The 25,013-nt window shown below is 47.2% G+C and carries 20 protein-coding genes; 4 read left to right on the forward strand and 16 right to left on the reverse strand.

Features of this window, described 5'->3' with window-relative positions; genetic code table 11:
- Positions 1-42 precede the first annotated feature (42 nt).
- The 11 genes from H6A32_RS08280 to H6A32_RS08330 all read right to left on the reverse strand — a co-directional run bounded on the left by H6A32_RS08280 (position 43) and on the right by H6A32_RS08330 (position 11,720).
- Positions 43-1,251, reverse strand: a complete 1,209-nt coding sequence (locus H6A32_RS08280; RefSeq protein ID WP_087167481.1) for an aspartate kinase — start codon at positions 1,249-1,251, stop codon at positions 43-45.
- Positions 1,252-1,260: 9 nt separating this feature from the next.
- On the reverse strand, positions 1,261-2,466 hold the full coding sequence (locus H6A32_RS08285) for a cofactor-independent phosphoglycerate mutase (RefSeq protein WP_204864099.1): 1,206 nt from the start codon (positions 2,464-2,466) through the stop codon (positions 1,261-1,263).
- A 39-nt stretch (positions 2,467-2,505) separates the two neighbouring features.
- Positions 2,506-3,723 carry a homoserine dehydrogenase gene (locus tag H6A32_RS08290; RefSeq protein WP_118637723.1) on the reverse strand — a complete coding sequence of 406 codons (1,218 nt, stop codon included), beginning with the start codon at positions 3,721-3,723 and terminating at the stop codon, positions 2,506-2,508.
- A gap of 2 nt (positions 3,724-3,725) precedes the next feature.
- Positions 3,726-4,166 carry an ACT domain-containing protein gene (locus tag H6A32_RS08295; RefSeq protein ID WP_087167484.1) on the reverse strand — a complete coding sequence of 147 codons (441 nt, stop codon included), beginning with the start codon at positions 4,164-4,166 and terminating at the stop codon, positions 3,726-3,728.
- Positions 4,159-5,269, reverse strand: a protein-coding gene (gene prfB / locus H6A32_RS08300; RefSeq protein WP_118637721.1) for a peptide chain release factor 2 whose coding sequence is annotated in 2 segments (ribosomal slippage) — positions 4,159-5,193 and positions 5,195-5,269 — 1,110 coding nt in all. Because the reading frame shifts where the segments join, the coding sequence is not laid out codon by codon here. The genes H6A32_RS08295 and prfB overlap by 8 nt, the downstream gene beginning before the upstream one ends.
- 23 nt (positions 5,270-5,292) lie before the next feature.
- A complete protein-coding gene (gene secA / locus H6A32_RS08305) occupies positions 5,293-7,863 on the reverse strand; it encodes a preprotein translocase subunit SecA (protein WP_087167486.1) in 2,571 nt (856 codons plus the stop codon).
- Positions 7,864-7,982: 119 nt separating this feature from the next.
- Positions 7,983-8,768 (reverse strand): phosphoribosylformimino-5-aminoimidazole carboxamide ribotide isomerase, encoded by a 786-nt coding sequence (gene hisA, locus H6A32_RS08310; protein WP_087254553.1) that lies wholly within the window; start codon positions 8,766-8,768, stop codon positions 7,983-7,985.
- Positions 8,769-8,897: 129 nt separating this feature from the next.
- On the reverse strand, positions 8,898-9,167 hold the full coding sequence (locus H6A32_RS08315) for a hypothetical protein (RefSeq protein ID WP_087167488.1): 270 nt from the start codon (positions 9,165-9,167) through the stop codon (positions 8,898-8,900).
- A gap of 72 nt (positions 9,168-9,239) precedes the next feature.
- Positions 9,240-9,998: a 4-hydroxy-tetrahydrodipicolinate reductase gene (dapB, locus tag H6A32_RS08320; RefSeq protein ID WP_087167489.1), complete on the reverse strand. Its 759-nt coding sequence runs from the start codon at positions 9,996-9,998 to the stop codon at positions 9,240-9,242.
- A 70-nt stretch (positions 9,999-10,068) separates the two neighbouring features.
- Entirely contained in the window at positions 10,069-10,956 is an 888-nt protein-coding gene (gene dapA / locus H6A32_RS08325) for a 4-hydroxy-tetrahydrodipicolinate synthase (RefSeq protein ID WP_087167490.1), read from the reverse strand.
- A 128-nt stretch (positions 10,957-11,084) separates the two neighbouring features.
- Positions 11,085-11,720 carry a single-stranded DNA-binding protein gene (locus tag H6A32_RS08330; protein WP_191433608.1) on the reverse strand — a complete coding sequence of 212 codons (636 nt, stop codon included), beginning with the start codon at positions 11,718-11,720 and terminating at the stop codon, positions 11,085-11,087.
- 212 nt (positions 11,721-11,932) lie between these two features.
- Between H6A32_RS08330 and typA the strand changes: the two genes are divergently transcribed.
- The 3 genes from typA to hpf all read left to right on the forward strand — a co-directional run bounded on the left by typA (position 11,933) and on the right by hpf (position 15,415).
- The gene (gene typA / locus H6A32_RS08335) at positions 11,933-13,762 is read left to right on the forward strand and encodes a translational GTPase TypA (protein ID WP_087167492.1); all 1,830 of its coding nucleotides are present in this window, start codon (positions 11,933-11,935) and stop codon (positions 13,760-13,762) included.
- Positions 13,763-13,787: 25 nt separating this feature from the next.
- Complete coding sequence (locus H6A32_RS08340; protein ID WP_191427003.1) at positions 13,788-14,666, forward strand: phosphatase PAP2 family protein; 879 nt, start codon at positions 13,788-13,790, stop codon at positions 14,664-14,666.
- Positions 14,667-14,875: 209 nt separating this feature from the next.
- Positions 14,876-15,415 carry a ribosome hibernation-promoting factor, HPF/YfiA family gene (hpf, locus tag H6A32_RS08345; RefSeq protein ID WP_087167494.1) on the forward strand — a complete coding sequence of 180 codons (540 nt, stop codon included), beginning with the start codon at positions 14,876-14,878 and terminating at the stop codon, positions 15,413-15,415.
- A gap of 39 nt (positions 15,416-15,454) precedes the next feature.
- On the opposite strand, the gene H6A32_RS08350 is transcribed toward hpf, so the two are convergent.
- On the reverse strand, positions 15,455-16,111 hold the full coding sequence (locus H6A32_RS08350; RefSeq protein WP_087254568.1) for a YigZ family protein: 657 nt from the start codon (positions 16,109-16,111) through the stop codon (positions 15,455-15,457).
- Between the two features lie 162 nt (positions 16,112-16,273).
- Between H6A32_RS08350 and H6A32_RS08355 the strand changes: the two genes are divergently transcribed.
- Positions 16,274-18,865, forward strand: a complete 2,592-nt coding sequence (locus H6A32_RS08355) for a transglycosylase domain-containing protein (RefSeq protein WP_204864100.1) — start codon at positions 16,274-16,276, stop codon at positions 18,863-18,865.
- A 90-nt stretch (positions 18,866-18,955) separates the two neighbouring features.
- Here the strand turns inward: H6A32_RS08355 and H6A32_RS08360 are convergent, their stop codons facing one another.
- The 4 genes from H6A32_RS08360 to ftsH all read right to left on the reverse strand — a co-directional run bounded on the left by H6A32_RS08360 (position 18,956) and on the right by ftsH (position 24,871).
- Positions 18,956-19,888: an ROK family glucokinase gene (locus H6A32_RS08360; protein ID WP_204864101.1), complete on the reverse strand. Its 933-nt coding sequence runs from the start codon at positions 19,886-19,888 to the stop codon at positions 18,956-18,958.
- Positions 19,889-19,907: 19 nt separating this feature from the next.
- Positions 19,908-20,825 (reverse strand): HPr(Ser) kinase/phosphatase, encoded by a 918-nt coding sequence (hprK, locus tag H6A32_RS08365; RefSeq protein ID WP_087167498.1) that lies wholly within the window; start codon positions 20,823-20,825, stop codon positions 19,908-19,910.
- 54 nt (positions 20,826-20,879) lie between these two features.
- Entirely contained in the window at positions 20,880-22,724 is a 1,845-nt protein-coding gene (uvrC, locus tag H6A32_RS08370; protein ID WP_087167499.1) for an excinuclease ABC subunit UvrC, read from the reverse strand.
- Between the two features lie 77 nt (positions 22,725-22,801).
- Positions 22,802-24,871, reverse strand: coding sequence for an ATP-dependent zinc metalloprotease FtsH (gene ftsH / locus H6A32_RS08375; RefSeq protein WP_204864102.1), 2,070 nt, complete (start codon positions 24,869-24,871; stop codon positions 22,802-22,804).
- Positions 24,872-25,013: the final 142 nt, after the last annotated feature.

Raw genomic sequence — 25,013 nt, forward strand, 5'->3', positions numbered from 1 at the left:
TAACCGTACTAACGGAAAGGGGATTTCTTATTTTTCTGTTTTTTAATCATTCAGTCCAAATCCGTCATGGATTGCAATCATTGCTTTTTCTGTATCTTTTTCATCGATCAGAACAGTGATACGGATTTCAGATGTGGAAATCATGTTGATATTGATGTTGGAGTTAAACAGAGATTCAAACATCTTTGCCGCAACTCCCGGATTGCTGAGCATACCGGCTCCTACAATGGATACCTTTGCCACATCGGTGCTGTATGTAAGCTCTTTGATCGTAAGAACTTCTTTTTTCTCTTCAAGAATAGCAAGTGCTTCTTTCAGATCTTCCTCGGATACGGTAAAAGAAATATCCTTTGTTCCGTTTCTTCCTACAGACTGCAGGATGATATCCACATTGATGTTGTTTTTCGCAAGTGTATTAAAGATTTTGAACGCGATTCCCGGCTCATCTTTTACTCCAATCGCAGAAATTCTTACTGTATTTCTGTCAGCCGCCACACCGGTGATTAACATTTTTTCCATTTTTACTACCTCCTTGACTACGGTTCCCTCTTCTGATGTAAGACTGGAGCGTACAACCAGCTCGACGCCATACTTCTTCGCCATCTCAACGGACCGGTTATGAAGCACCTTTGCTCCTGAAGTCGCAAGTTCCAGCATTTCATCGTAAATAATCTCGTCAATTTTTCTTGCATTTTTTACAATTCTCGGATCTGCCGTGTAGACACCGTCCACATCGGTATAGATTTCGCACTTGTCAGCATGAAGTGCTGCCGCAAGCGCAACCGCAGTAGTATCGGAACCGCCTCGTCCCAGGGTAGAGTAATCATCGTATTTGTTAATTCCCTGGAATCCGGTCACAATTACAATCTTTCTCGCTTCCAGTTCATGCTGGATCCGCTCAGTATCGATCCGTTTGAATCTTGCATTTCCATATCTTGCCGTACAGTGCATCCGCACCTGAAAAGCGTTCAGAGAGATTGCCGGGACATCATATGAGTGAAATGCCATCGCCATCAGCGCAACGGATACCTGCTCTCCCGTAGTCAGGAGCATATCCAGCTCCCTTTTCGGCGCGTTTGGATTGATGCTCTGCGCCAGTTCCAGAAGTTCGTCTGTTGTATCTCCCATAGCTGAAAGTACTACAATTACATCATTCCCTTTTTTATAATCCTCAATGCAGCGCCTTGCCACATTGAAGATTCTTTCTCTGTTTGCGACAGAGCTTCCCCCGAATTTCTTTACTATCAGCATAATTTCCTCCTAGTATTCAAATAAGTGTTCGATCAGATGATATCCATTTTTTTCCCATCTTCCTGACTGCACAGCCGTCCTTTCACAGTAGCTCTCTGCCCCGTTTTCAGGTCTTTTTCTGTCGTAGAGAAGATAGGGAACCGGATCCGCGGTATGTGTTCTGGCAGCAATCGGTGTCGGATGATCCGGCAGAATCAGCAGTCTGTACGGTTCTCCCGATGAATCCATCGCCTCCCTGACAATCCGGATCAGCCTCTGATCCAGAAATTCGATTGCCCGGACCTTCTTTTCCACGCTGCCCTGATGTCCCATTTCATCCGGCGCTTCCACATGGATATAGGCGAAATCGTAGCCTTCATCAAGCAGCGCACGGACTGCCGACTGTGCCTTTCCTTCATAATTCGTATGAAGGCCGCCGTCCGCTCCTTCTACATGAACAATTTTCATTCCGCTTCCGGCGGCAATCCCTTTCAGGAGATCCACCGCCGAAATCATCACGCCTCTTTTTCCGGTCTTTTCCTGAAAATCCGGCAGTTTTGGCCTTTTTCCCGCTCCCCAGAACCAGGCGGAATTGGCCGGCCGAAGCCCCTGGGCTTTCCGCTTTAGATTAACCGGATGCTCTTTTAAAACTCGATAGCTTTCTTTCATCATTGCCAAAAGCATCGGATCCCCCGGAAGATATTCCCGGATCTGATTTGTCAGAATATCATGGGGCGGCGTCAGTTCCATTTCGTGTCCATTCTTCCAAAGCAGAAGATGGCGGTAGGATGTCCCGCGGTACAGCTCAAATCCCGGTTTTAACACTTCCTCCTTCAGAACCTCCAGAAGGACACCTGCATCCCTGGTATTAATTTCATCCGAGCTGTGGTCCACAATTCTCTGATCTTCATAAGGGAGTGATGCATCCTCGGTCAGCGTGACCAGATTGCAGCGGAATGATACATCATCCTCTTCCATCCCTACTCCGATACTGAGCGCCTCAAGAGGCGACCTTCCGGTATAATATACTTCGGGATTATACCCAAGGACCGACAGGTTGGCCGTATCACTTCCAGGTGCCATCCCCTCCGGCACCATTGAGACGAGCCCGATTTCGCTCATCTTTGCAAGGCGATCCATCTCAGGCGTCAAAGCCTGTTCCAGCGTCGTCTTTCCCCCAATACACTCCAGCGGCTCTCCTGCCATACCGTCCCCAAGAATGATAATATATTTCATCCGCAATCATTCCCTTCTGTTTTCGTCTTATAATCTATCTTATGATGCTGCACGGATCATGTGAATGACATTGTCAAACCTTGCAGCCGCGTCTTCGTATTCCCCTTCTTTCATGACATCTGTAATAAATCCGAATTCTCCTTCGCAGCCATCAGCCTCCACGAATTCAACCTTGCCAAAAGTATTTCTGATCCGTTCTTCATATGCTGCCCTGCTTCCGGACATCCGGACAAAAAACTTTCTTTTTACATCCAGGCGGCTTTCAAGTTCCAGACGCTCTCCGGACCAGTATTCGCAGATTGTCTCGTTTCTGTATTTCGCAGCTTCCACGATATCTGCCGCTACTGCGCTGGCCGTCGGCATCTTTCCTGCGCCGCTTCCATAGAACATTGCATCCCCCAAAGCGTTGCCATGCACGAAAATCGCATTGAACACTCCATTCACACTTGCAAGCGGATGCTCTGCCGGAAGTATGAACGGGGCTACAACCGCCTCAAGCTTCTCTTCGTCCCGCTTCATCGTAGCAAGCAGTTTGATTACCGCATTCATCTGTTTTGCGTAGCGCATATCCTGGACAGTAATCTTCGTGATGCCTTCTGTATAAATATCGCGAAAATCCACCTGCTTTCCGGAGACAATGGAAGACAGAATCGCTATTTTCCTGCAGGCATCCATACCTTCCACGTCCGCCTCCGGATTCCGTTCTGCAAATCCATTTGCCTGTGCTTCTTTCAATACTTCATCGTAATCGGCTCCCTCATAGAACATCTTCGTCATCATATAGTTCGTCGTCCCATTCAGGATTCCCGTAATCTCTTCAATCTCATCCGCCGTAAGCGAAGAGACAAGCGGACGGATAATCGGAATACCGCCTCCCACACTCGCCTCAAAGAGGTAGTTGACATGGTTCTCTTTTGCGGTCTTCAACAGCTCCGCTCCATGTGCAGCCACAAGCGCCTTATTGGAGGTTACCACATTTTTCCCGGCTTCCAGACTTCTCTTCACAAAGGTGTAAGCAGGTTCCAGACCGCCCATTACCTCTACGACAATATCCACACTTTCATCACTGACAATTTTTTCAAAATCATGCACAATCAGCTCCTGCACCGGATCCTCCGGGAAATCACGCAGATCCAGAACATATTTGATCCGCACCTGATCTCCTGCGCACCGGTCAATCTTCTCCTGATTTTGCCGGAACACTTCCACTACTCCGGATCCGACTGTACCATAGCCCAGTACCGCAACACTTATCATTTTTATTCCCTCCCTACTATTTTCAGATAATGAACTCCGTTTTTTTCTTCGATTTTCGCAACCATTTCCGAGAGATTTCCTGTTGTGGAAAGGACTTCCACACTCATGGTAAGCGTTGCCACTCCATTGAGCGGAATACTTTGGTGAATAGTCAGAATGTTTGCCCTGCACTGTGCAACTTCACCCAAAATCTCTGCCAAAAGCCCTGGAATATCTTCCATCTGCAGGACCATGGTAATAGTCTGTCCCTTTTCATTTTCATGAAACGGGAAAATATCATCTTTGTATTTATAAAAGGAACTTCTGCTGATTCCTGCCTGTTCTGCCGCTTCGCCGATCGTAAGTCCCTTCTGTGTCGCAAGCAGATGCTTGACCTCCACAACTTTCAACAGGACTTCCGGAACCGCTTTTCTGTTCAGCACATAGTATTTCGTCTTATCCATGTACACTCTCCTGTTTCAGATATGCATTGATGAATCTGTCAATCTCGCCGTCCATCACTGCTCCTACATTACTGGATTCTTCGTTTGTCCTGTGATCCTTGACAAGACTGTATGGATGCATAACATAAGAGCGGATCTGATTTCCAAATCCGATATCCTTGACCTCTCCGCGGATACCGGACATCTTCTCCGCCTGTTCCTGTTCTTTCATCAAATACAGTTTTGCCTTTAACATCTGCATCGCTTTATCCTTATTATGATGCTGCGAGCGCTCATTCTGGCACTGTACGACAATCCCGGTCGGAAGATGCGTGATCCGGACTGCGGAGGACGTCTTGTTAATGTGCTGTCCTCCTGCCCCGCTTGACCGGTAGGTATCGATCTTCAGATCATCTTCATTGATCTCGATATCGATCTCTTTGTCAATATCCGGAATCACATCACAGGACGCAAAAGATGTCTGACGTTTTCCCGCCGAATTGAACGGTGAAATCCGTACCAGACGATGTATCCCTTTCTCGGATTTCAGAAATCCATACGCATTTTCCCCGTGAACTTCAAAGGTCACGTTTTTGATTCCCGCAATGTCACCGTCAATATAATCCAGAACCTCCATCGAAAATCCATGACGCTCCACAAACCGGGAATACATCCGGTAAAGCATCTGGTTCCAGTCACAGGCCTCCGTGCCTCCTGCTCCGGCATGGAGTGTCACGATCGCATCACAATTATCATACTCTCCCCCGAGGAGCGTACTGATCCGTACCTCCTCCAGGTGCTCATCCAGCCTTTTGACTCCGTCACGGATCTCTCCGATAAGACTTTCATCCTGTTCTTCTTCTGCCATTTCCAGAAGGACTCCGGTATCTTCATACTGCTGATTCAGCTCTTCCGCCGTTTTCAGTGTATCTTTCAGCATTTTGAGTTCTTTCATGACTTTCTGGGAGCCTTCCGTATCCTCCCAGAAATCCGGTTCTTCCATTTTACGTTCCAGTTCTTCTACTCTTTTTTCTTTGCCCGGCAGGTCAAAGTGAATCCCTTACTTCCTTAAGAGGTTCCTCGAATGCCTGCAGTTCCAGTCTCAGCTGTTCAAGCTCAACCACTGTTCTCACCTCTTTTATTTTTATTATTTCTTTTTCCCGCAGCACTGTTTGTATTTCAGGCCGCTTCCGCATGGACACGGATCATTCGGGTAAACTTTCTTTTCTGTGCGGACTTTCGGCGCATGGGATGCAGAGTCGTCCTTGTTTGTTCCTGTTACTTTTACAACCTGTTCTCTTTCCACTTTCTGTTCCATCTTGACATGGAAGAGCACACGGATCGTATCTGCCTCAATAGCCTTTGTCATCTCACCGAACATGTCGTATCCAAGCATCTTGTATTCCACGAGCGGATCTTTCTGCCCATATGCCTGAAGACCGATTCCCTGACGAAGCTGGTCCATATCGTCGATATGATCCATCCATCTGCCATCAATCGCTCTGAGCAGTACGACACGCTCTACTTCTCTTAAATGTTCCGGTTCCGGGAATTCTGCTTCCTTTGCCTCGTATGCTTTGACAGCACGTTCTTTCAGAAGATGCTTCAGCTCTTTCTGCTGCTTTTTCTTCACATCTTCCCCGGTCACAGCCTGAATCATCGGAATGGTCTCATGAAGCGCCACATCCATGCCTTCCAGATCCCACTCATCACCGGATCTGTCAGCCGGAGCATATCTGTCAACAAGATCTTCCACATATTCTGTAATCATATGATAGATGGAATCTCTCATGCTTTCCCCGTCAAGCACACGGCGGCGTTCTTCGTAGATAATCTCTCTTTGTTCATTCATAACCTGGTCATATTCCAGAAGATTCTTACGGATACCATAGTTGTTGAACTCGATCTTCTTCTGCGCCTTTTCAATCGCTCCTGAAAGCATTTTGTGTTCAATCTGTTCTCCGTCTTCCACGCCCAGCGCATTGAATACGGACATCAGCTTTTCAGAGCCGAACAGGCGGAGCAGGTCGTCTTCCAGAGAAAGGTAGAAACGGGATTCACCCGGATCGCCCTGACGTCCGGAACGTCCGCGGAGCTGGTTGTCAATTCGTCTGGATTCATGACGCTCTGTACCGATGATCTTTAAGCCGCCGGCTTCTCTTGCCTTTTCATCCAGCTTGATATCGGTACCACGGCCCGCCATATTGGTCGCAATCGTAACCGCGCCGTGCTGTCCGGCCTCAGCTACGATCTGTGCTTCCAGTTCATGGAACTTGGCATTCAGGACATTATGGCGGATACCTCGTTTTCTGAGCATTTTGCTTAAAAGCTCACTGGTCTCAATGGTAATCGTACCAACCAGAACCGGCTGCCCCTTTGCATGTGCTTCCTCAATAGCATCGCATACTGCGTTAAACTTCTCTTTCTTGGTCTTGTAAACAGCATCGTCCAGATCCTTCCGGATAACCGGTTTGTTGGTCGGAATTTCCACAACATCCATTCCGTAGATATCGCGGAACTCTTTTTCTTCTGTCAGGGCGGTACCTGTCATACCACATTTCTTTTCATACTTATTAAAGAAGTTCTGGAAGGTAACCGTTGCAAGTGTTTTACTCTCCCGGTTGACTTTTACATGCTCTTTTGCCTCGATTGCCTGATGAAGTCCGTCGGAATACCTTCTTCCCGGCATGATACGTCCTGTAAACTCATCGACGATCAGCACTTCGTTGTCTTTTACTACATAATCCTTGTCACGGAACATCAGGTTGTGTGCTCTCAGGGCCAGGATGATATTATGCTGGATCTCCAGATTTTCCGGATCTGCCAGATTTTCAATATGGAAGAAGTTTTCAACCTTCTTTACACCGTCTTCCGTCAGGTTGATGGCCTTCTCTTTTTCGTTGACGATGAAGTCTCCGGTTTCTTCAATCTCTTCACCAAGAATTGCATTCATCTTAGAGAATTCACCGCTTGCTTCTCCACGCTCCATCTGTTGCGCAAGAATATCACACGCCTCGTAGAGCTTTGTGGACTTACTGCTCTGGCCGGAAATAATCAGAGGGGTTCTTGCCTCGTCGATCAGAACGGAGTCGACCTCATCGATGATGGCGTATTTCAGTCCCCTTTGTACAAGCTGCTCTTTATAGATCACCATGTTATCTCTCAGATAATCAAATCCAAGTTCATTGTTGGTGACGTATGTAATATCACAGGCATAGGCCGCTCTTCTCTGGTCATTGTCCATATCGTTTAATACGACTCCGACTTTCAGTCCCAGAAATTCATGTACTTTTCCCATCCACTCGGCGTCACGCTTTGCCAGATAGTCGTTGACAGTAACGATATGAACACCTTCTCCCGTGAGGGCATTCAAGTAAGCCGGCAGTGTGGATACAAGTGTCTTTCCTTCACCGGTCTTCATCTCGGAAATACGTCCCTGATGAAGGACAATACCGCCGATCAGCTGTACACGGTAATGTTTCATTCCGATGGATCTTACTGCTGCCTCTCTTACTGTGGCAAATGCCTCAGGAAGCAGGTCATCCAGAGTTTCTCCCTTTGCGTACCGTTCCTTATATTCTCTCGTTTTATCTCTTAATTCTTCATCAGAAAGCTTCTGCATCTCAGGTTCCAAAGCTTCGATATGATCTACGATCGGATAGATTCTCTTTAACTCATGCTGGCTGTGTGTACCAAACACTTTCTGTATCAGTCCCATTTTTTACTGCTCCTTATCGTTCTAAAAAATTAATCCATTCCTCATTTTAACACTATCCACGGGCTTGTTCAACCTGTTTCTAAAGTGTTCACAAACTCTTTCCACCGTGTTCACAAACGTCAGCCATGATACTTCTGTCTGATTTCATCGTAGCTTAGCTCTCCTCCGAAAAGATCCAGAGCACTTCCCACGGTAAAATCCACCCTGTCTTTTCCTGCTTTCTGCAATATCCTTATATCCTCCATGGATGCAATTCCGCCGGCGTACGTCACAGGTATTTCGCCGGCTTTCTCCCATGTTCCAAGGATTCCGGCAAGCTCCTGATCGATTCCCGCAGAGCGTCCCTCCACGTCAACACCGTGAATCAGAAACTCGGCACAGAAACCGGCCAGCATATTCAAAAGTTCCCGGGTCACTTCAGTGTCCGTAAATTTCTGCCACCGGTCTGTGACAACCAGATATTTTCCATCTCGTTTTCTGCAGCTTAAATCCAGAACAATCCGCTCCTTTCCCACGGCATCTTTCAGCTGTTCCAGATGATCCCACCGGATCCGGCCGTCGGAAAAAACATAAGATGTAACAATGACATGACTCGCTCCCTCATCTAAATAATCTCCGGCATTATCCGCCCGGATACCGCCTCCGATCTGAAGTCCTCCGGGGAATGCCTGAAGGGCCCGAAGTGCCTGCTTTTTTGTCTCCTCAAAATACGGAGACGATGCCGGATTCAGAAGAATAACATGACCTCCATAAAGGCCGTCCTCCTGATATCTGCCCGCAAACCAGTCTGCCGGTTTATCCGCCACAAAATTGGTGCTGGCCCTGTCCCCCCGGTCGGTGAGGCTTCCGCCTACAATCTGTTTTACTTTGCCATTATGTATATCAATACAAGGACGGAACCGCATCTTTTTACCTCCCAACACTTTTTTACTTTACCACGTCAATTTATTTTCTTACATTAACACAGGTTCCTCTCTTCCGTCAAGCCAAATATCTCCTCCATAATCGCAGATAAGAGAGCCAAAAAGGCTCTCTTATCTGTCCATATCTGTTCTGCTGTTTCCATCCAGCGCATCTTCCACGCCATCTTTGATATCCCGGGCACCGTCTTCGACACCGTCTTTTAAGTCCTCGGCACCGTCTTCCAGGGCGTCAGCTCCATTATTGATATCTTCCTCCAGCGTGTTCCCGGTATTGCTTCCGTTTGTCGCATCATTGACACGGTTTTCTCCTGAACATGCAGTCATGCAGCCAAGCATGAACACACTCAGCAGAACAAGAGCGGCTCGTTTCCAAGATTTCATCTTTTTCCCTCCTGCAAATAGAATTTGCACTACTTACTATCTGCAGAAAATCAGATTTTATTCATGTGAGAATTAAAATGAAATCACATCGCTCATTTCATATCTTCCTGCCGGCTTCCCTGCCAGGAATTTTGCCGCTTCCAGTGCTCCTTTTCCGAACACGGCTTTGGAATAAGCGGTATGTTTAAACTCAATCACTTCATCCTCTCCCGCAAAGAGCACCTCGTGTTCCCCGACGATCGTTCCGCCGCGGACAGCCGAGATTCCGATTTCTCTTTTTTCCCTTGGCTTTCTCTCCTGACTTCTGTCAAAACAGTATGCGTACTGTGGATCCTGGGTCTCATTGATGGCATCGGCAAGTGCAAGCGCTGTTCCGCTTGGCGCGTCTACCTTTTTATTATGATGCTTTTCAACAATTTCAATATCATATCCTGCCGGGGCAAGGACTTTGGCAGCATCCTTCAAAAGACGCATCAGCAGATTGATGCCGAGAGACATATTGGCAGATTTAAGAACAGCCGTCTCTTTTGCCGCGTCTTCCACTTTCTGAAGCTGCTCTTCGGAAAGACCGGTCGTACAAAGCACTACCGGAAGTTTCTTTTCGCAGCAGGCTTCCAAAAGCCCGTCCACCGCTTTTGCGTTTGAAAAATCGATCACAACATCTGCTTCCACATCACAGTCTTTCAGATTGTCAAATACCGGATAGGTATTTTCAATCCCGCGGAATGTATCAATTCCTGCCACAATCTGACAATTGCCGTCTTCTGCCGCGAGCCGGGTGATCACCTGTCCCATTTTCCCATTACAGCCATGCATAATTATTCTTACCATCTTCGCTCTTCTCCTTTCGCATATCCAAAGAGGGCGCCTTTCGGCTCCCTCTTTTCTTTTCCTGATTCTGTTAAGCCAGTTTCATTCCAAACTTTTTCATCTCTTCTGCAAGAGCCTGTTTGTGAGCCTCCTCCATCGGGGAAAGCGGCATTCTCAGACCTCCAACTTCTTTTCCAAGCAGATTCATCGCCGTCTTTACCGGAATCGGATTGACCTCGCAGAACAGCTTGTCGATCAGCGGCAACGCATCCAGCTGCATCTTCAGACTTCCTTTCAGATCGCCGTCAAAGAACTTCCGGCAGATGTCATGGGTGTACTCCGGTGCAATATTGGCAAGAACGGAGATGACTCCCTTGCCTCCAAGAGACAGAAGCGGGACGATCTGGTCGTCATTGCCCGAATACAGATCCAGCTTTCCGTCCGTCAGCTGCATGATTTTCGCAATCTGGGAAATATTTCCTGATGCTTCTTTGATTGCCACGATGTTATCGATTTTGGCAAGCTCTGCTGCCGTCTCCGGTGCAATATTCAGACCGGTCCGGCTTGCTACACTGTAGAGAATAATCGGTGCCTTCGCCTCATCGGCTACCGCCTTGTAATGGGCAACCAGTCCTTTCTGTGTCGCCTTGTTATAGTAAGGCGTTACAAGAAGCAGAGCATCCGCGCCGTACTCAACCGCTTCTCTTGACATTTCGATTGTCGTAAATGTCGCATTTGACCCCGTTCCTGCAATGACCGGGACTCTCTTTTTCACCTGCTGAATCGTAAATTTGATGCACTCCATATGCTCTTCTTCTGTCAACGTGGATGACTCACCGGTCGTACCACAGATAATAATCGCATCCGTCTTATGATCAATATGATACTCAATCAGTTCATCGAGCTTATCATAGTTTACGGAACCATCCGGTAAAAATGGTGTCACAATCGCTACACCTGACCCTGTAAATATCGACATAATATTACCTCCAACTCGTTTGTTTCCTTTTCACACTTTAGAACATTAAATCGTCATTACTGAAAGTTTATCACTATTCCCAACATGTGTCAAACATCAATTCAACGAGTCCTGCCAGCATTGGGTCCTTATTCTTCCTGGCATTCCAGCTTGCTTACCGACACTTCATAAGCGGTTCTTTTCTCTGTCTCCGTCTCCGAGAATTTTTTTATATATTCCCGGCTCTGTACCCGTCCGAGAATATGTACATGCGCGCCGACTTCAAACGAGGAGGCAAACCTTGCGTTACGCCCCCAGCAGATACATGGAATATAGTCTGATTTCCCGTACGGCCGGTTGACGGCCAGCAGAAGGTCCGCAATTTCCCTTCCAAGCGGAGTCTTTCTGTATACCGGTGCTTTACAGATATAGCCGTCCAGAAAAATGCTGTTTGTCTTGACACCGTCCATATCCTCGTCACTCTCCACAAAGGACACTTCCCTTGCAAAGACGGACAGCACAAGTCTGTTTTTCTGTTCCTCATGCCGATTATAGGACCGGAACTGTCCCTGAACAATAATATATTCTCCCACATAATCCTGAGTCACATCGATCAGACGCTCAGAGATCATGACCGGGATCCGGTCCTCCGAGTTGCTCAGGCGCTTCACAAGCACTTCCATCGTGTAGAAGCCCTCTCCAAATACTTCGTGGCTGAATTCGAATGTTGTCGCCACCTGTCCCATAATCGTTACCTGGTTGTTTTCAATGATCTTATCTGACATGAAATGTAATTCTCCCTTCCTCTGATACGTAGTTTTTTATCTTTAATACTTTATGCCCCTCCTTGAAAGGATATGACCATTCCGGAAGATTTTCCATAAATTTCGATCGACATATTCCGATAAATATGGATAGAAATGCTTGTAAAATCCAAAAAATATGGTAGACTATATAAGTTGCTACATTATATAAGTAGAAAGAAGGATATAACGATATGAAAATAAAACGTGAAGATATTCGTAATATTGCCATTATCGCCCATGTAGACCACGGGAAAACAACTCTGGTTGACGAGCTTTTAAAACAGAGCGGCGTCTTCCGTGAGAATCAGGAAGTTGAAGAGCGTGTCATGGACTCCAATGACATCGAGCGTGAGCGCGGCATCACCATTCTTTCAAAAAATACAGCCGTACACTACAAAAATACGAAAATCAATATTATTGATACACCGGGACATGCCGATTTTGGCGGCGAGGTAGAACGTGTCCTCAAAATGGTAAACGGTGTTGTCCTTGTTGTGGACGCCTTTGAAGGGCCGATGCCGCAGACCAAATTCGTTCTGAAAAAAGCGCTGGAATTAAAGCTGCCGGTCATTGTCTGCATCAACAAAATCGACCGTCCGGAAGCACGTCCGGATGCAGTGATTGACGAGACACTGGAGCTCTTTATGGATCTGGACGCAGATGACAGCCAGCTGGACTGCCCGTTTGTGTACGCTTCTGCCAAAGGCGGGTACGCGATTCTGGAGCTGGATGACAAACCGGAAAATATGATCCCGCTTTTCGAGACGATTCTGGAATACATCCCTGCCCCGGAAGGAGATCCGGACGCCGCCACCCAGGTGCTCATCAGTACAATCGATTATAATGAATATGTGGGACGTATCGGTGTAGGAAAAGTTGACAATGGAACAATCCGGGTAAATCAGGATGTCGTCGTTGTCAACCATCATGAGCCGGACAAACAGAAACGGGTAAAAATCAGCAAGCTCTATGAGTTTGACGGTTTGAACAAAATCGAGGTCAAAGAGGCCGGAATCGGTTCTATTGTTGCCATTTCCGGTATCGCTGATATTTCCATCGGAGATACGATCTGCTCCCCGGAACATCCGGATCCGATCCCGTTCCAGAAAATTTCCGAGCCTACGATCTCCATGCAGTTCAAGGTTAACGACAGCCCGTTTGCAGGGCAGGAAGGAAAATTCGTAACTTCCCGTCATCTCCGCGACCGTCTGTTCCGTGAACTGAATACGGATGTCAGTCTCCGCGTGGAAGATACCGATGACATGGACAGCTTCAAAGTGTCCGGACGAGGCGAGCTCCATCTTTCCGTCCTGATCGAGAACATGCGACGCGAAGGCTACGAATTTGCTGTCAGCAAGGCAGAGGTTCTTTATAAAGAAGACGAAAACGGAAAACTGTTAGAGCCGATGGAGCTTGTCTACATCGATGTTCCGGACGAGTTTACCGGAACCGTCATCGACAAGCTGAGCCAGAGAAAGGGCGAACTCCGGAATATGGGAATGTCAAACGGCGCCTACACCAGACTGGAATTTTCCATCCCGTCCCGGGGCCTGATCGGATACCGCGGCGACTTTCTGACCGATACAAAGGGGAACGGAATCATGAACACTGCCTTTGACGGCTACGCTCCGTACAAAGGCGAAATTCAGTATCGTAAAAACGGTTCTCTGATCGCTTTCGAGACAGGCGAGGCTCTGACCTACGGTCTTTTCAATGCCCAGGAACGCGGAACATTATTTATCACTCCGGGGGAACGTGTCTATGCCGGAATGGTAGTCGGCCAGAATGCAAAGACCGATGATATCGAAATCAATGTCTGCCGGGCAAAGCACCTGACCAACACTCGTGCTTCCGGTTCTGATGACGCATTAAAACTCTCTCCTCCGCGTATCCTGAGTCTGGAGGAGGCGCTGGATTTCATTGATACAGATGAACTTCTGGAAGTGACTCCGAAGAGTCTCCGGATCCGTAAAAAGATTCTGGATTCCAGAATGCGCAGACGTGACAGCGCGAAAAAATAAAAGTGAATTATTCTGAGGTGTCTATATGGATTTTTTATGGTTTTTAGAAGGCATCCGGACTCCTGCAGGTAACGAATTCTTTCAGTTCGTTACCTGTTTTGGTCAGGAAACCTTTCTTCTTTCAGTGATCTGCTGCTTTTACTGGTGCGTCAATAAAACATTCGCCTGTCAGCTGGGCCTGACCTATTTTTCATCCGGGCTTTTCGTACAGAGTATGAAGATTACGTTTCGGATTCCGCGTCCCTGGGTTTTGGATCCGGATTTTCCGCCGGTAAAGAGTGCCGTTTCCCATGCCACCGGTTACTCGTTTCCAAGCGGTCACACGCAAGGCGGCACCTGTCTGTTTGCTCCCCTTGCAATGAAAGCCGGAAACAGGATTCTGAAAGTGTTATTTACCGCAGCATTTCTTCTGATCGGTTTTTCAAGAATGTACCTGGGCGTCCATACACCCAAGGATGTGCTTGCTGCCCTGACAGTTTCCCTTGCCTTTTCCTGGTTTTTCTCCAGATTTTCTTCCAGGCTTTTTGACCATATCCGGACACTGTGTATCGTCCTGGCCATCTGTGCTTTTGCAGTGCTTCTTTACGCCTGTCTTCTAATGCACCTTGACCGGCTGGCTGTCAGATATGCCGCAGACTGTATCAAAGCCGCCGGAGCCGGACTTGGTTTCGCTGCAGGACTTTATCTGGAACAGACACGACTCCGGTTTTCCACCGCGGCACGCACCCGTACCGCACAGGCCATAAAACTGCTTGCAGGTCTTTTTTCCACACTCCTGTTCAAGCTGTTCCTCTCGGGCCTTGGCTCCGCCCTGCTCTGGAAAGCATTTGTTTACGCTTTCCTCGTTTTCTGGATTCTGTTTTTATATCCTGCCCTCTTTGTATTCGTCCAGAAAAAAGCATAGTTTTTTCATTCTATTGTTTGTACTTCTCAGATTTTGTCAGTAAACTTATTACTTTTAATATTTTTTTTAGTTATTTATAATTGCATGTCCAAAGTCTTCGTAGTATAATAAGGGCAGGAATTCAAATCTATGATTTGAAAACAGATCTTCTGCCAGATTGAACTGCTTTCGCAGCCGGGCAGAAAATACAGGAAAAAGGAGTTGGGCTTATGAAATTTATTATCAGAGGAAAAAATATCGATGTGACGCCTGCTTTAAAGGAAACAATCGAACACAAACTTGGAAAGTTGGAAAGATATTTCACTCCTGAAACCGAGATACACGTTACACTCAGTGTGGAAAGGGAAGAGCAGAAAATTGAAGTCACTATCCCTCTCAAGGGAAATATTATCCGCTCCGAACAGTCCAGCAACGATATGTATGTTTCTATCGACCTTGTCGAAGAGATCATCGAACGTCAGCTCCGCAAATATAAAAACAAGCTGGTTGAAAAACATCAGGCTGGTGTGGATTTCAGCAAATCATTTGTGGAAGATCATGATCACGACAGCGTGGAAGACGATTCTATTCAGATTATCCGTACAAAACGCTTTGGTATCAAACCAATGTTTCCGGAAGACGCATGCATTCAGATGGAACTTCTCGGTCATAATTTCTATGTATTTACCAACGCTGAGACTGATGAAGTCAATGTTGTATACAAGAGAAAGAATAATACTTACGGTTTGATCGAACCGGAATTCCAGTAGTATTATAAAAGCAAGGGGCTGTAAAACACAGCCCCTTCCCTATTTCTCAAACAGCATCGTTTCTCCCTTATGCACTGCGAAAAAGCACTCTTCGCCCCACTCCAGTTTCGCCTGTCCGTTTGTCCCTTCTGTCAGCTCTTTTTCCATTTTTCCCTTTTCTCTGTAAGGAATCAGACACTCCATGCTGACAGCTTCCGTATACCGGGTGTCCAGAACATGAATCCCATTCTGGGCAAGGATGTACTGGATCTTCCCCAGTCCGGTATATTCAGTCCGGATTTTCAGTTTAATCCCTCGTTTTCTGGTAATAATAGCACTTGCAAGAAGTCCCTCTTTTGCTGCTCCGGAGTAGGCCCTGACAAGCCCGCCGGTTCCAAGAAGCGTTCCTCCAAAATAACGGGTCACGACAATCACGGAGTCATGGATGTCCTCTCCTGTCAATACATCGAGAATCGGCTTCCCGGCGGTTCCTCCCGGCTCTCCATCATCACTGAAACGCTGCAGTTCAAACCGCTCTCCCAGAACATAGGCATAGCAGTTGTGCGTAGCATTGTAATGCTTTTTCCGGATGCTCTCTATAAATTCCAGTGCCTCTTCCTCCGTGTCAATATGGGAAACCGCCGCCAAAAAACGAGATCTCTTTTCAACAATTTCCGCTTCCCCGTTTTCAAGCACTGTCCTGTATTCTTCGACCATGTTCGTTCCTCCTGTATCTTCTTTTCTACTATAACAGGAATTTCAACATTTTCAAAACTTTTTCTTAAATTTTTATCAGCGAATACTGAAGATTGCATTTTTTTCTTTATTTCAATATTGAAATTTGCTATAATGGTTTGGTATAAAAGGAGGCATATGCTCATGAACTATGGTAGAAAAAAGGCTGCTAAGAAACGAAAAGACATTACCTCAAAATCAAAACTGAAAAAGAAACGTCTCGGCGTACGGATCTTCAAAGGAGTTCTTCTGACGCTCCTGCTTCTTGTCGTAGCCGGATGTGTGGGCGGCGGAATTTTTATCAAAAAAGTCATCAATGATGCCCCGGATGTCACCCCGGAAGACGTAAAGCCAACAGGATATACTTCCGTTATTTACGCGTCGGATAATAAGACCGAAACCGAGCGGCTGACCTCAGCCGGTTCCAACCGTGTTTATAAGACAATCGACGAGATTCCAAAGGATCTTCAGCATGCTTTTGTTGCAATCGAGGACGAGCGTTTTTATGAGCATAACGGTATCGATCCAAAAGGTATCATCCGTGCAGGAATCATCGGTATCACCACCGGAGATTTTTCTCAAGGCGCATCGACCCTGACACAGCAGCTGATCAAAAATAATATTTTTGACTTCATGTCGGAAGATACGTTCTTTGACAGACTGGAACGTAAAATTCAGGAACAGTATCTTGCACTCAAGCTTGAAAAGCAGATGTCAAAAAGCGAAATCATGGAAAACTATCTGAATACCATCAACCTTGGCCAGAATACACTCGGGGTACAGGCTGCTTCCCAGCGGTACTTTAACAAGGATGTGTCTCAGCTGACTCTTTCGGAATGCGCGGTCATCGCTGCGATTACCCAGAGTCCAAGTTATTACAATCCTATTACACATCCTGACAACAATGCGAAACGCCGCGAGCAGGTTCTCGACAACATGCTTGATCAGGGATATATTTCCCAGGAGGCGCATGATGAAGCACTGGCGGATGATGTATATTCCCGTATTCAGAATGTCAATACGAACATCACACAGAGCACCACTCCGCAGAGCTATTTTGTGGACGCTTTGACAGAACAGATTCTGAATGATCTGGAAGATCCGGATATCGGACTTGGCTACAGCGAAACTCAGGCCTACAATACATTATATAAAGGCGGATTGAGTATTTATTCCACACAGGATCTGGAAATCCAGGGAATCTGTGACCAGATCGTCAACGATGACAGCAATTATCCTTCCAACATAGAGTATGGACTGTCCTATGCTCTGACTGTTACCCGTGCCGATGGGACACAGGAAAACTACAGTTCCGGACATATCAAGCAGTTCCGGAATATGAAATACGGACTGACTTTTGATTCGGAGGAAGAAGCGTACCAGGTGATCGAAGAATTTAAGGCTTCTATTGCTCAGGAGGGAGACACATATGATGAAGTAATCGATCTGTCACCGCAGCCTCAGGCATCAGTGACCGTCATTGATCAGGCTACCGGACAGATCAAGGCCATGGTCGGCGGCCGTGGAACCAAGTCCTCCAGCATGAGTCTGAACCGTGCATACACCGGATCTACAAGACAGCCTGGTTCCTGCTTTAAGATTCTGTCTACCTACGCTCCTGCCCTTGACAGCGCCGGTGAAACACTGGCAACAATCATCAAGGATGAACCTTATGAATACGCGGATGGTACTCCGGTATCCAACTGGTGGGGCGATTATTACCGCGGTGATATGACCATGCGGGAGGCGATTGAGCAGTCCGCCAATATCTGCGCTGTCAAGACACTGACAGAGATTACGCCGCAGCTTGGCTTTACCTACTGTCAGAACTTTGGACTCTCCACGCTGGTTGAAAGCCGGACTACAGATGAGGGTCAGGTATTTACAGATATTCACCAGTCTCTTGCCCTTGGCGGTATCACAGACGGTGTGTATAACTACGAAATGTGTGCGGCATACGCCGCAATCGCAAACGGCGGTGTTTACCAGGAGCCGATCATGTACACCAAGATTCTGGATCATGACGGCAATGTCCTGCTCGACCGTACTCAGACACAGGAAAAGCGGACTGTCCTAAAAGAGTCCACCGCATATCTTCTGACAAGCGCAATGGAAGGCGTTCTGACAGAAGGAACCGGTACCCCGGCCCGTCTTTCCAATATGGCCGCTGCCGGTAAGACCGGTACGACATCCAACAACGTCGATCTCTGGTTTTCAGGTTACACTCCGTACTATACCTGTACGATCTGGACCGGTTATGATGACAATACCCCGCTCGCAGATCAGGAGTGGAATTATCATCTAAGAATGTGGAAAAAGATCATGGATCAGATCAATACAACAAAAGGTCTTTCCTACACAGACTTCGAAACACCGGACTCTGTTGTTGAGCGGACTGTCTGCACAAGCACCGGTAAACTTGCTGTATCCGGATGTCCTTCTGTGACAGAATATTTTGACAAAGATACCGCACCTACTGAAAGCTGTTCCGGACACAGAACCACACGGCGTTCTACGAGCAGTAATTCTGAAAGCTCAGACAGTTCTGATCAGTCAGAAGACAGCCAGTCTTCCGAAAGTTCCGACAGCAGTAATTCTTCGGACAGTGAATCCTCTTCCGACAGCGGAAACAGCAGTTCCTCTGACAGCACTCAGGGATCTGACAATACTTCCTCCGATTCAAACAGTGGAGGAACTCAGAGTGATGATTCCGGCGGAGACAGCGCTTCCGAGTAGATAGTTCCGGACAAAAAACGCAGCATTAAGGCCCCTGCAGCAGATATGATCTGCCGCAGAGGCCTTCTTTATGTTCTGTTATTCAGATGATTAATCTAAAACGAGTTTTGCCGCTCCGCAGATCCCCGCATCATTTCCAAGCTCCGCAAGTGTAAATTTCACGTCGCGGTCAGCAAAAAACGCTCTCTCCTGATATGGCTTTTTGATGTACGGGAGAAGCACTTCTCCTGCCTTGGATACCCCGCCTCCGATCACGATGGCAGCCGGATCTACTGCAGCCGCAAGATTTGCGAGCGCATATCCCAGATATGTTCCAAACTCCACAGCAATCTCATCGGCAACTTCATCTCCTGCTTTTACCGCATCAAAGACGGTCTTTGCGTTGACCGGTCCTTTTCTCAACAAAGTCTCCCTGTCAGTGGAATCCAGCTTTTTCTTTGCAAGACGTGTAATTCCTGTCGCAGATGCGTACTGCTCCAGACATCCATGATTTCCGCATCCACAGCTGTCCGTTTCCTCGTAGTTGACACAGAGATGACCGATCTCACCGCCGGCTCCATGTTCCCCTGTCAGGATCTTTCCATTAATCAGGATTCCTCCTCCGACACCGGTTCCCAGCGTGACCATAATCATATTTTTACAGCCTCGTCCGCCGCCGAGCCACATTTCTCCAAGTGCTGCCACATTGGCGTCATTGCCTGTAGCAGTACGGATTCCTGTCAGCTCCTCCATCTCTTCTTTCACATTTTTATATTCCCATCCAAGATTTGCCGTTGCCTTTACAACTCCGTCTTCTGTAATCGGAGCCGGGACCCCGATTCCGATTCCGGCCACATTCTCTTTCGGAATTCCATTCTTTTCCAGACTGTTCAAAAGAGATTTGGCAATATCCGGAAGAATCCTGCAGCCTTTCTCTTCCGTTCTGGTTTTTATCTCCCATTTTTCCCGAATGTTTCCGTCTTCCTGAAATAATCCGATCTTGACGGTGGTACCTCCTATATCAACTCCAAAACAATAATTCATCTCTGTTCTTTCCTTCCTCTTATTTTGCCAGACTTTCCTGTACACGTCTGTATAACTCTTCTGCCGCATTATACCCCATCTGTTTCTGTCTGTGGTTGACAGCCGCTGATTCCACAATGATCGCCAGATTTCTTCCCGGACGGATCGGAATCGAATGGCATACGACTTTATTTCCGAGAAATTCTGTATATTCCTCTTTCAGTCCAAGACGGTCGTACTCCCGGTTCTTGTCCCACTCTTCCATATTGATCACGAGATCGATCGTCTGTGTCTCTCTGACGCTCTGTACACCAAACAGACTCTTGACATCGACAATACCGATTCCGCGAAGCTCGATAAAATGTCTGGTGATATCGGGAGCTTTTCCAACCAGAGTATCATCGCTGACTTTCCGGATTTCAACAACATCGTCTGTCACAAGACGATGGCCGCGGTTAATCAGTTCCAGTGCTGCTTCACTCTTTCCGATACCGCTCTCACCCATCATCAGAACACCAACTCCATATACATCAACCAGTACCCCGTGAATAGAAATGCATGGAGCCAGTTCCACATTCAGCCAACGGATCACTTCCGCAGTAAAGGCAGAGGTCTGTTTACAGGACTGAAAAATCGGCACTTTCATTTCATTGGCCATCTCAAGAAACATCGCATCCGGCTCCATATTCCGGCAGTATACAATACATGGAATTCCATAGGAGAGAAGCTGCGCATACATCTCTTTCTTCTTCTCATCTGACAGTGTTTCCAGATACGTATACTCCACATATCCGATAATCTGGACACGCTCAGAATCAAAATGGTCAAAATATCCCGTCAGCTGCAATGCCGGACGGTTGATATCCGGAACCTGAATTTCCGACTGGGTCAGGTCCAGATCCGGAGTCAGATTCTTCAGGTTCATCTTCTCAATTAGTTTTTCAAGCTTCACACCCATATTTGTTCTCCTTTATTTTCTCAGTTAAAATCATTTTGTGAATAGTATATCATATCAGTGGAAAAAATTGTACACGTCTCTGGCAGATTTTTCATTCATGGTAGGAAGTTTTTTCAGATCTTCGATTTCCGCCTGCCGGATCGCATCCAGACTCTGAAAATGTTTCATCAGATCTTTTCTCCGCTTCGGTCCCACTCCCGGAATATCATCCAGAATCGAGTGAACCTGCCCCTGTCCCCGCAGTTTCCGGTGAAATTCGATGGCAAACCGGTGAGCCTCATCCTGTACACGTGTAATCAGTTTAAACGCCTCTGAATCTGCCCGGATTGGGAGTTCTTCATCGTGGTAATAAAGTCCTCTCGTGCGGTGCCTGTCATCCTTCACCATGCCGCAGACCGGTATGCTGATATGCAGCTCCTCCAGCACTTCCTCCGCGATATGCACCTGTCCCTTGCCGCCGTCCATCAGAATCAGATCAGGAAAGACAGTAAAACTTCCGAACTCTTTTCCTTCTTCTTTTTCCTGCAGTCCATGTGTGAACCGCCTTGTCAGCACTTCCCGCATACTTGCGTAATCGTCCGCTCCCACTACGCCCTTGATACGGAACTTCCGGTAGTCGCTTCTCTTCGGTTTTCCATCCTCGTAGACTACCATGGAACCAACCGATGCAAACCCGTTCGTATTGGAGATGTCAAACGCCTCCATCCTGCGGATTCCGGTAACACCGATAATTCCCTCCAGTTCCCGGACTGCTCCTGTAGTTCTGTTGGCTTCCCGGATCAGGTGTTCTTTATCTTTTGCAAGTACCATCGCCGCATTTTTCTGCGCCAGTTCACAAAGTTTTTCCTTCTCGCCCTTTTTCGGCACTGTAAAGGTTACTTTGTGTCCTCTTCTGCGAGTCATCCATTCCATCAGTATATCTGCTTCATCCAGTTCGTACGGAAGCAGCAGTTCTCTTGGAATATACGGTGTCCCGGCATAAAACTGCTTGATAAAGCTCGTCAGGATCTCCGCCTTCGTTTCGTCCGGATCGGTCCGCAGATAAAAATGATCCCGTCCGATCAGGCGGCCTCCACGTATGAAGAAGACCTGTACCACAGCATCCCCCTCTTCCCTTGCAACCGCCAGAACATCCCGGTCTTCTCCCGGTTTTCCCGCATCGGTGATCTTCTGCTTTTCCGAAATCTTCTTGACACTTCCGATCAGCTCCCGGTACTCGATTGCCTTTTCAAACTCCATCTGCCCGGATGCTTCCATCATCTTTTCTTCCAGTTCTTTCAGAATCCCGTCATAATGCCCGGATAAAAATTTCACGACCTCGTCAATGGACTCCCTGTACTGTTCGCTGGAAATATATCCCTGGCACGGAGCATCACACTGTTTGATGTGGTAGTACAGACACGGACGTTCTTTCCCGATATCTCTCGGCAGATTTCTGCTGCAGCTTCTTAAATGATACAGCTTTCTTACCATATCAATGATATCCTTCACCGCCTGAGAACTCGTAAATGGTCCAAAATACTTTGCCTTATCCTTTGCCTGCCTGCGCACCATCATAATCCGCGGGAACGGTTCCTGGACGGTCACCTTGATAAAGGGATATGTCTTATCGTCCATCAGCATGGTATTGTACTTCGGCCTGTGTTCCTTGATCAGATTACATTCCAGTACCAGAGCTTCCAGTTCCGAATCTGTGACAATGTATTCAAACCGCCGGATGTGCGTGACCATCTGCTCGATCTTGACGCCCTTATTTCTGCTGCTCTGAAAATACTGCCTCACCCGGTTTTTCAGGCTGATGGCTTTTCCCACGTAGATGATCTCGTCCTTCTCATCATGCATCAGATAAACTCCAGGCTTTGCCGGCAGTTTTTTCAGTTCTTCTTCAATTACAAACATCGCTTCACCTCTTTAACCCCATCTATTTTAGCAAAAGAACAGCGTATGGACAATCCCCATACGCTGAATTCCTGTCTTTATTCTTCTGTCGCTCCAAAGCCTGTGCTTTCTTCCTCGTTTGCAGTCTCCTCCGGTGCCTGAACAGCTTCTTCGATCTCCGGATGATCCGGAAATTCTACCGGCTTCATTGCGATCCGTTCCTCTTTTTTGACTTCCCCTTCGGACACTCCTTTGACCTCGTGGAAGATCTTCATAAACTCTTTTCCGGTAATCGTCTCTTTCTCGATCAGGAACGCTGCAATCTTGTCAAGTGCTTCCCTGTTCTCCATCAGAAGACGTTTTGCTTCATCGTAGGCAACCTTCAGCATCTGCATGACCTCAGAGTCAATCTCAGCCGCTGTCGCCTCACCGCAGTTCATGACTGCCCTTCCGTCAAGGTACCGGTTCTGGATGGATTCCAGTCCGATCAGACCGAACTTCTCGGACATACCATACTGGGTAATCATCGCTCTGGCAACCTTGGTCGCCTTCTCGATATCATTGGAAGCTCCTGTCGTAACTGTATCAAATACGATCTCCTCCGCAGCACGTCCGGCAAGAAGCCCTACCAGCATCGCCTCAAGTTCCTTCTTGGTGTTGAGGAATTTCTCTTCCTCCGGTGTCTGCATGACATATCCAAGCGCACCCATCGTACGCGGAACAATCGTGATCTTCTGAACCGGCTCGGAATCCTTCTGAAGCGCACTCACAAGTGCATGTCCCACCTCATGGTAGGAAACAATCCTGCGCTCTTCCTGGCTCATGATCCGGTCTTTCTTTTCCTTTCCTACAAGAACCACTTCCACGGCCTCAAAAAGGTCGGACTGACTCACCGCGTGACGTCCATGCTTTACCGCATTGATCGCCGCTTCATTGATCATATTCGCAAGATCTGATCCTACCGCGCCGCTCGTCGCAAGTGCGATCTCCTCCAGATTAACGCTCTCATCCATCCGCACATCCTTTGCATGTACTTTCAGGATATCAACACGGCCTTTCAGATCCGGTCTTTCCACAATAATCCGGCGGTCAAACCGTCCCGGTCTTAACAGAGCCGGGTCCAGAATCTCCGGACGGTTCGTTGCTGCCAGTAGAAGAAGACCTTTGTTTGTATCAAATCCATCCATCTCCGCCAGCAGCTGATTCAATGTCTGTTCACGCTCATCGTTTCCCCCGAGCTGCGAATCCCTGCTTTTTCCGATGGCATCGATCTCATCGATAAAAATAATACACGGCGCCATCTGCTGTGCCTGTTTAAACAGATCCCTTACACGGGATGCTCCGACTCCGACATACATTTCCACAAACGCAGAACCCGACAGAGAGAAAAACGGCACATTCGCCTCTCCTGCCACTGCCTTTGCAAGCAGCGTCTTACCTGTTCCCGGAGGGCCTACCAGAAGCGCTCCTTTCGGAAGCTTCGCTCCGACTCCCGTGTATTTGCCCGGATTGTGAAGGAAATCTACCACTTCCTGCAGAGACTCTTTCGCCTCATCCTGACCGGCTACATCACGAAATGTTACGCCCGTGGTCTTTTCCACATACATCTTGGCATTGCTCTTTCCAATCCCCATCATGCCCCCGCTGCTTTTGGATACTCGCCGCATCAGGAAACTGAGCAGAATAAATACTAGCGCAAACGGAAGAATGACACTGAATACAAGATTTAAAATCATCATGGATGTCGAATCCGGAATCGTCCTGCTGACCTCAACTCCCGCTTCCTCCAGCTTATTGTACATTTCCGGATCATCTACAATCCCGGTATAATACTCTACCTGAGATCCGGTATTAAACTGTGTAAACCAGTTACTGCCCTGAGTGAGTGTATCCTGTCCGTCACTGCTTCCCGACTGGGAATCCTGCTGCTTTTCCGCTTCCGTTTTCGGTATGATCGTAATCTTTTCCGAGTCAATAGTGACTTCCCTGACTTCGCCCTGTTCCACCATATCCATAAATTTCGTATAGGAAATCTCCTGAGATGGCGTGTCCTGCATGAGCTGATAGAGAAACATGACAAAAACAGCAGCAATTATTGTGGTTATAATAATAATCCCATAATTCTGCCGATTATTGTTATCGTTCTTTTTATTATTCTGATTGTCCATTCTTTTCCTCCTACATGCTATCTATTTTATTACTAAGACTTCCCATACTTAAAATGGGCTTTGTACCTTGAAAATTCAATATTTCAGCTAACAAAATAGTGATTTATGTTCCTATAGACTCTGGATGGAGTGCGTTACGCAG

The organism is Drancourtella massiliensis (genome assembly GCF_016900655.1).
GTDB lineage: Bacteria > Bacillota > Clostridia > Lachnospirales > Lachnospiraceae > Sellimonas > Sellimonas catena.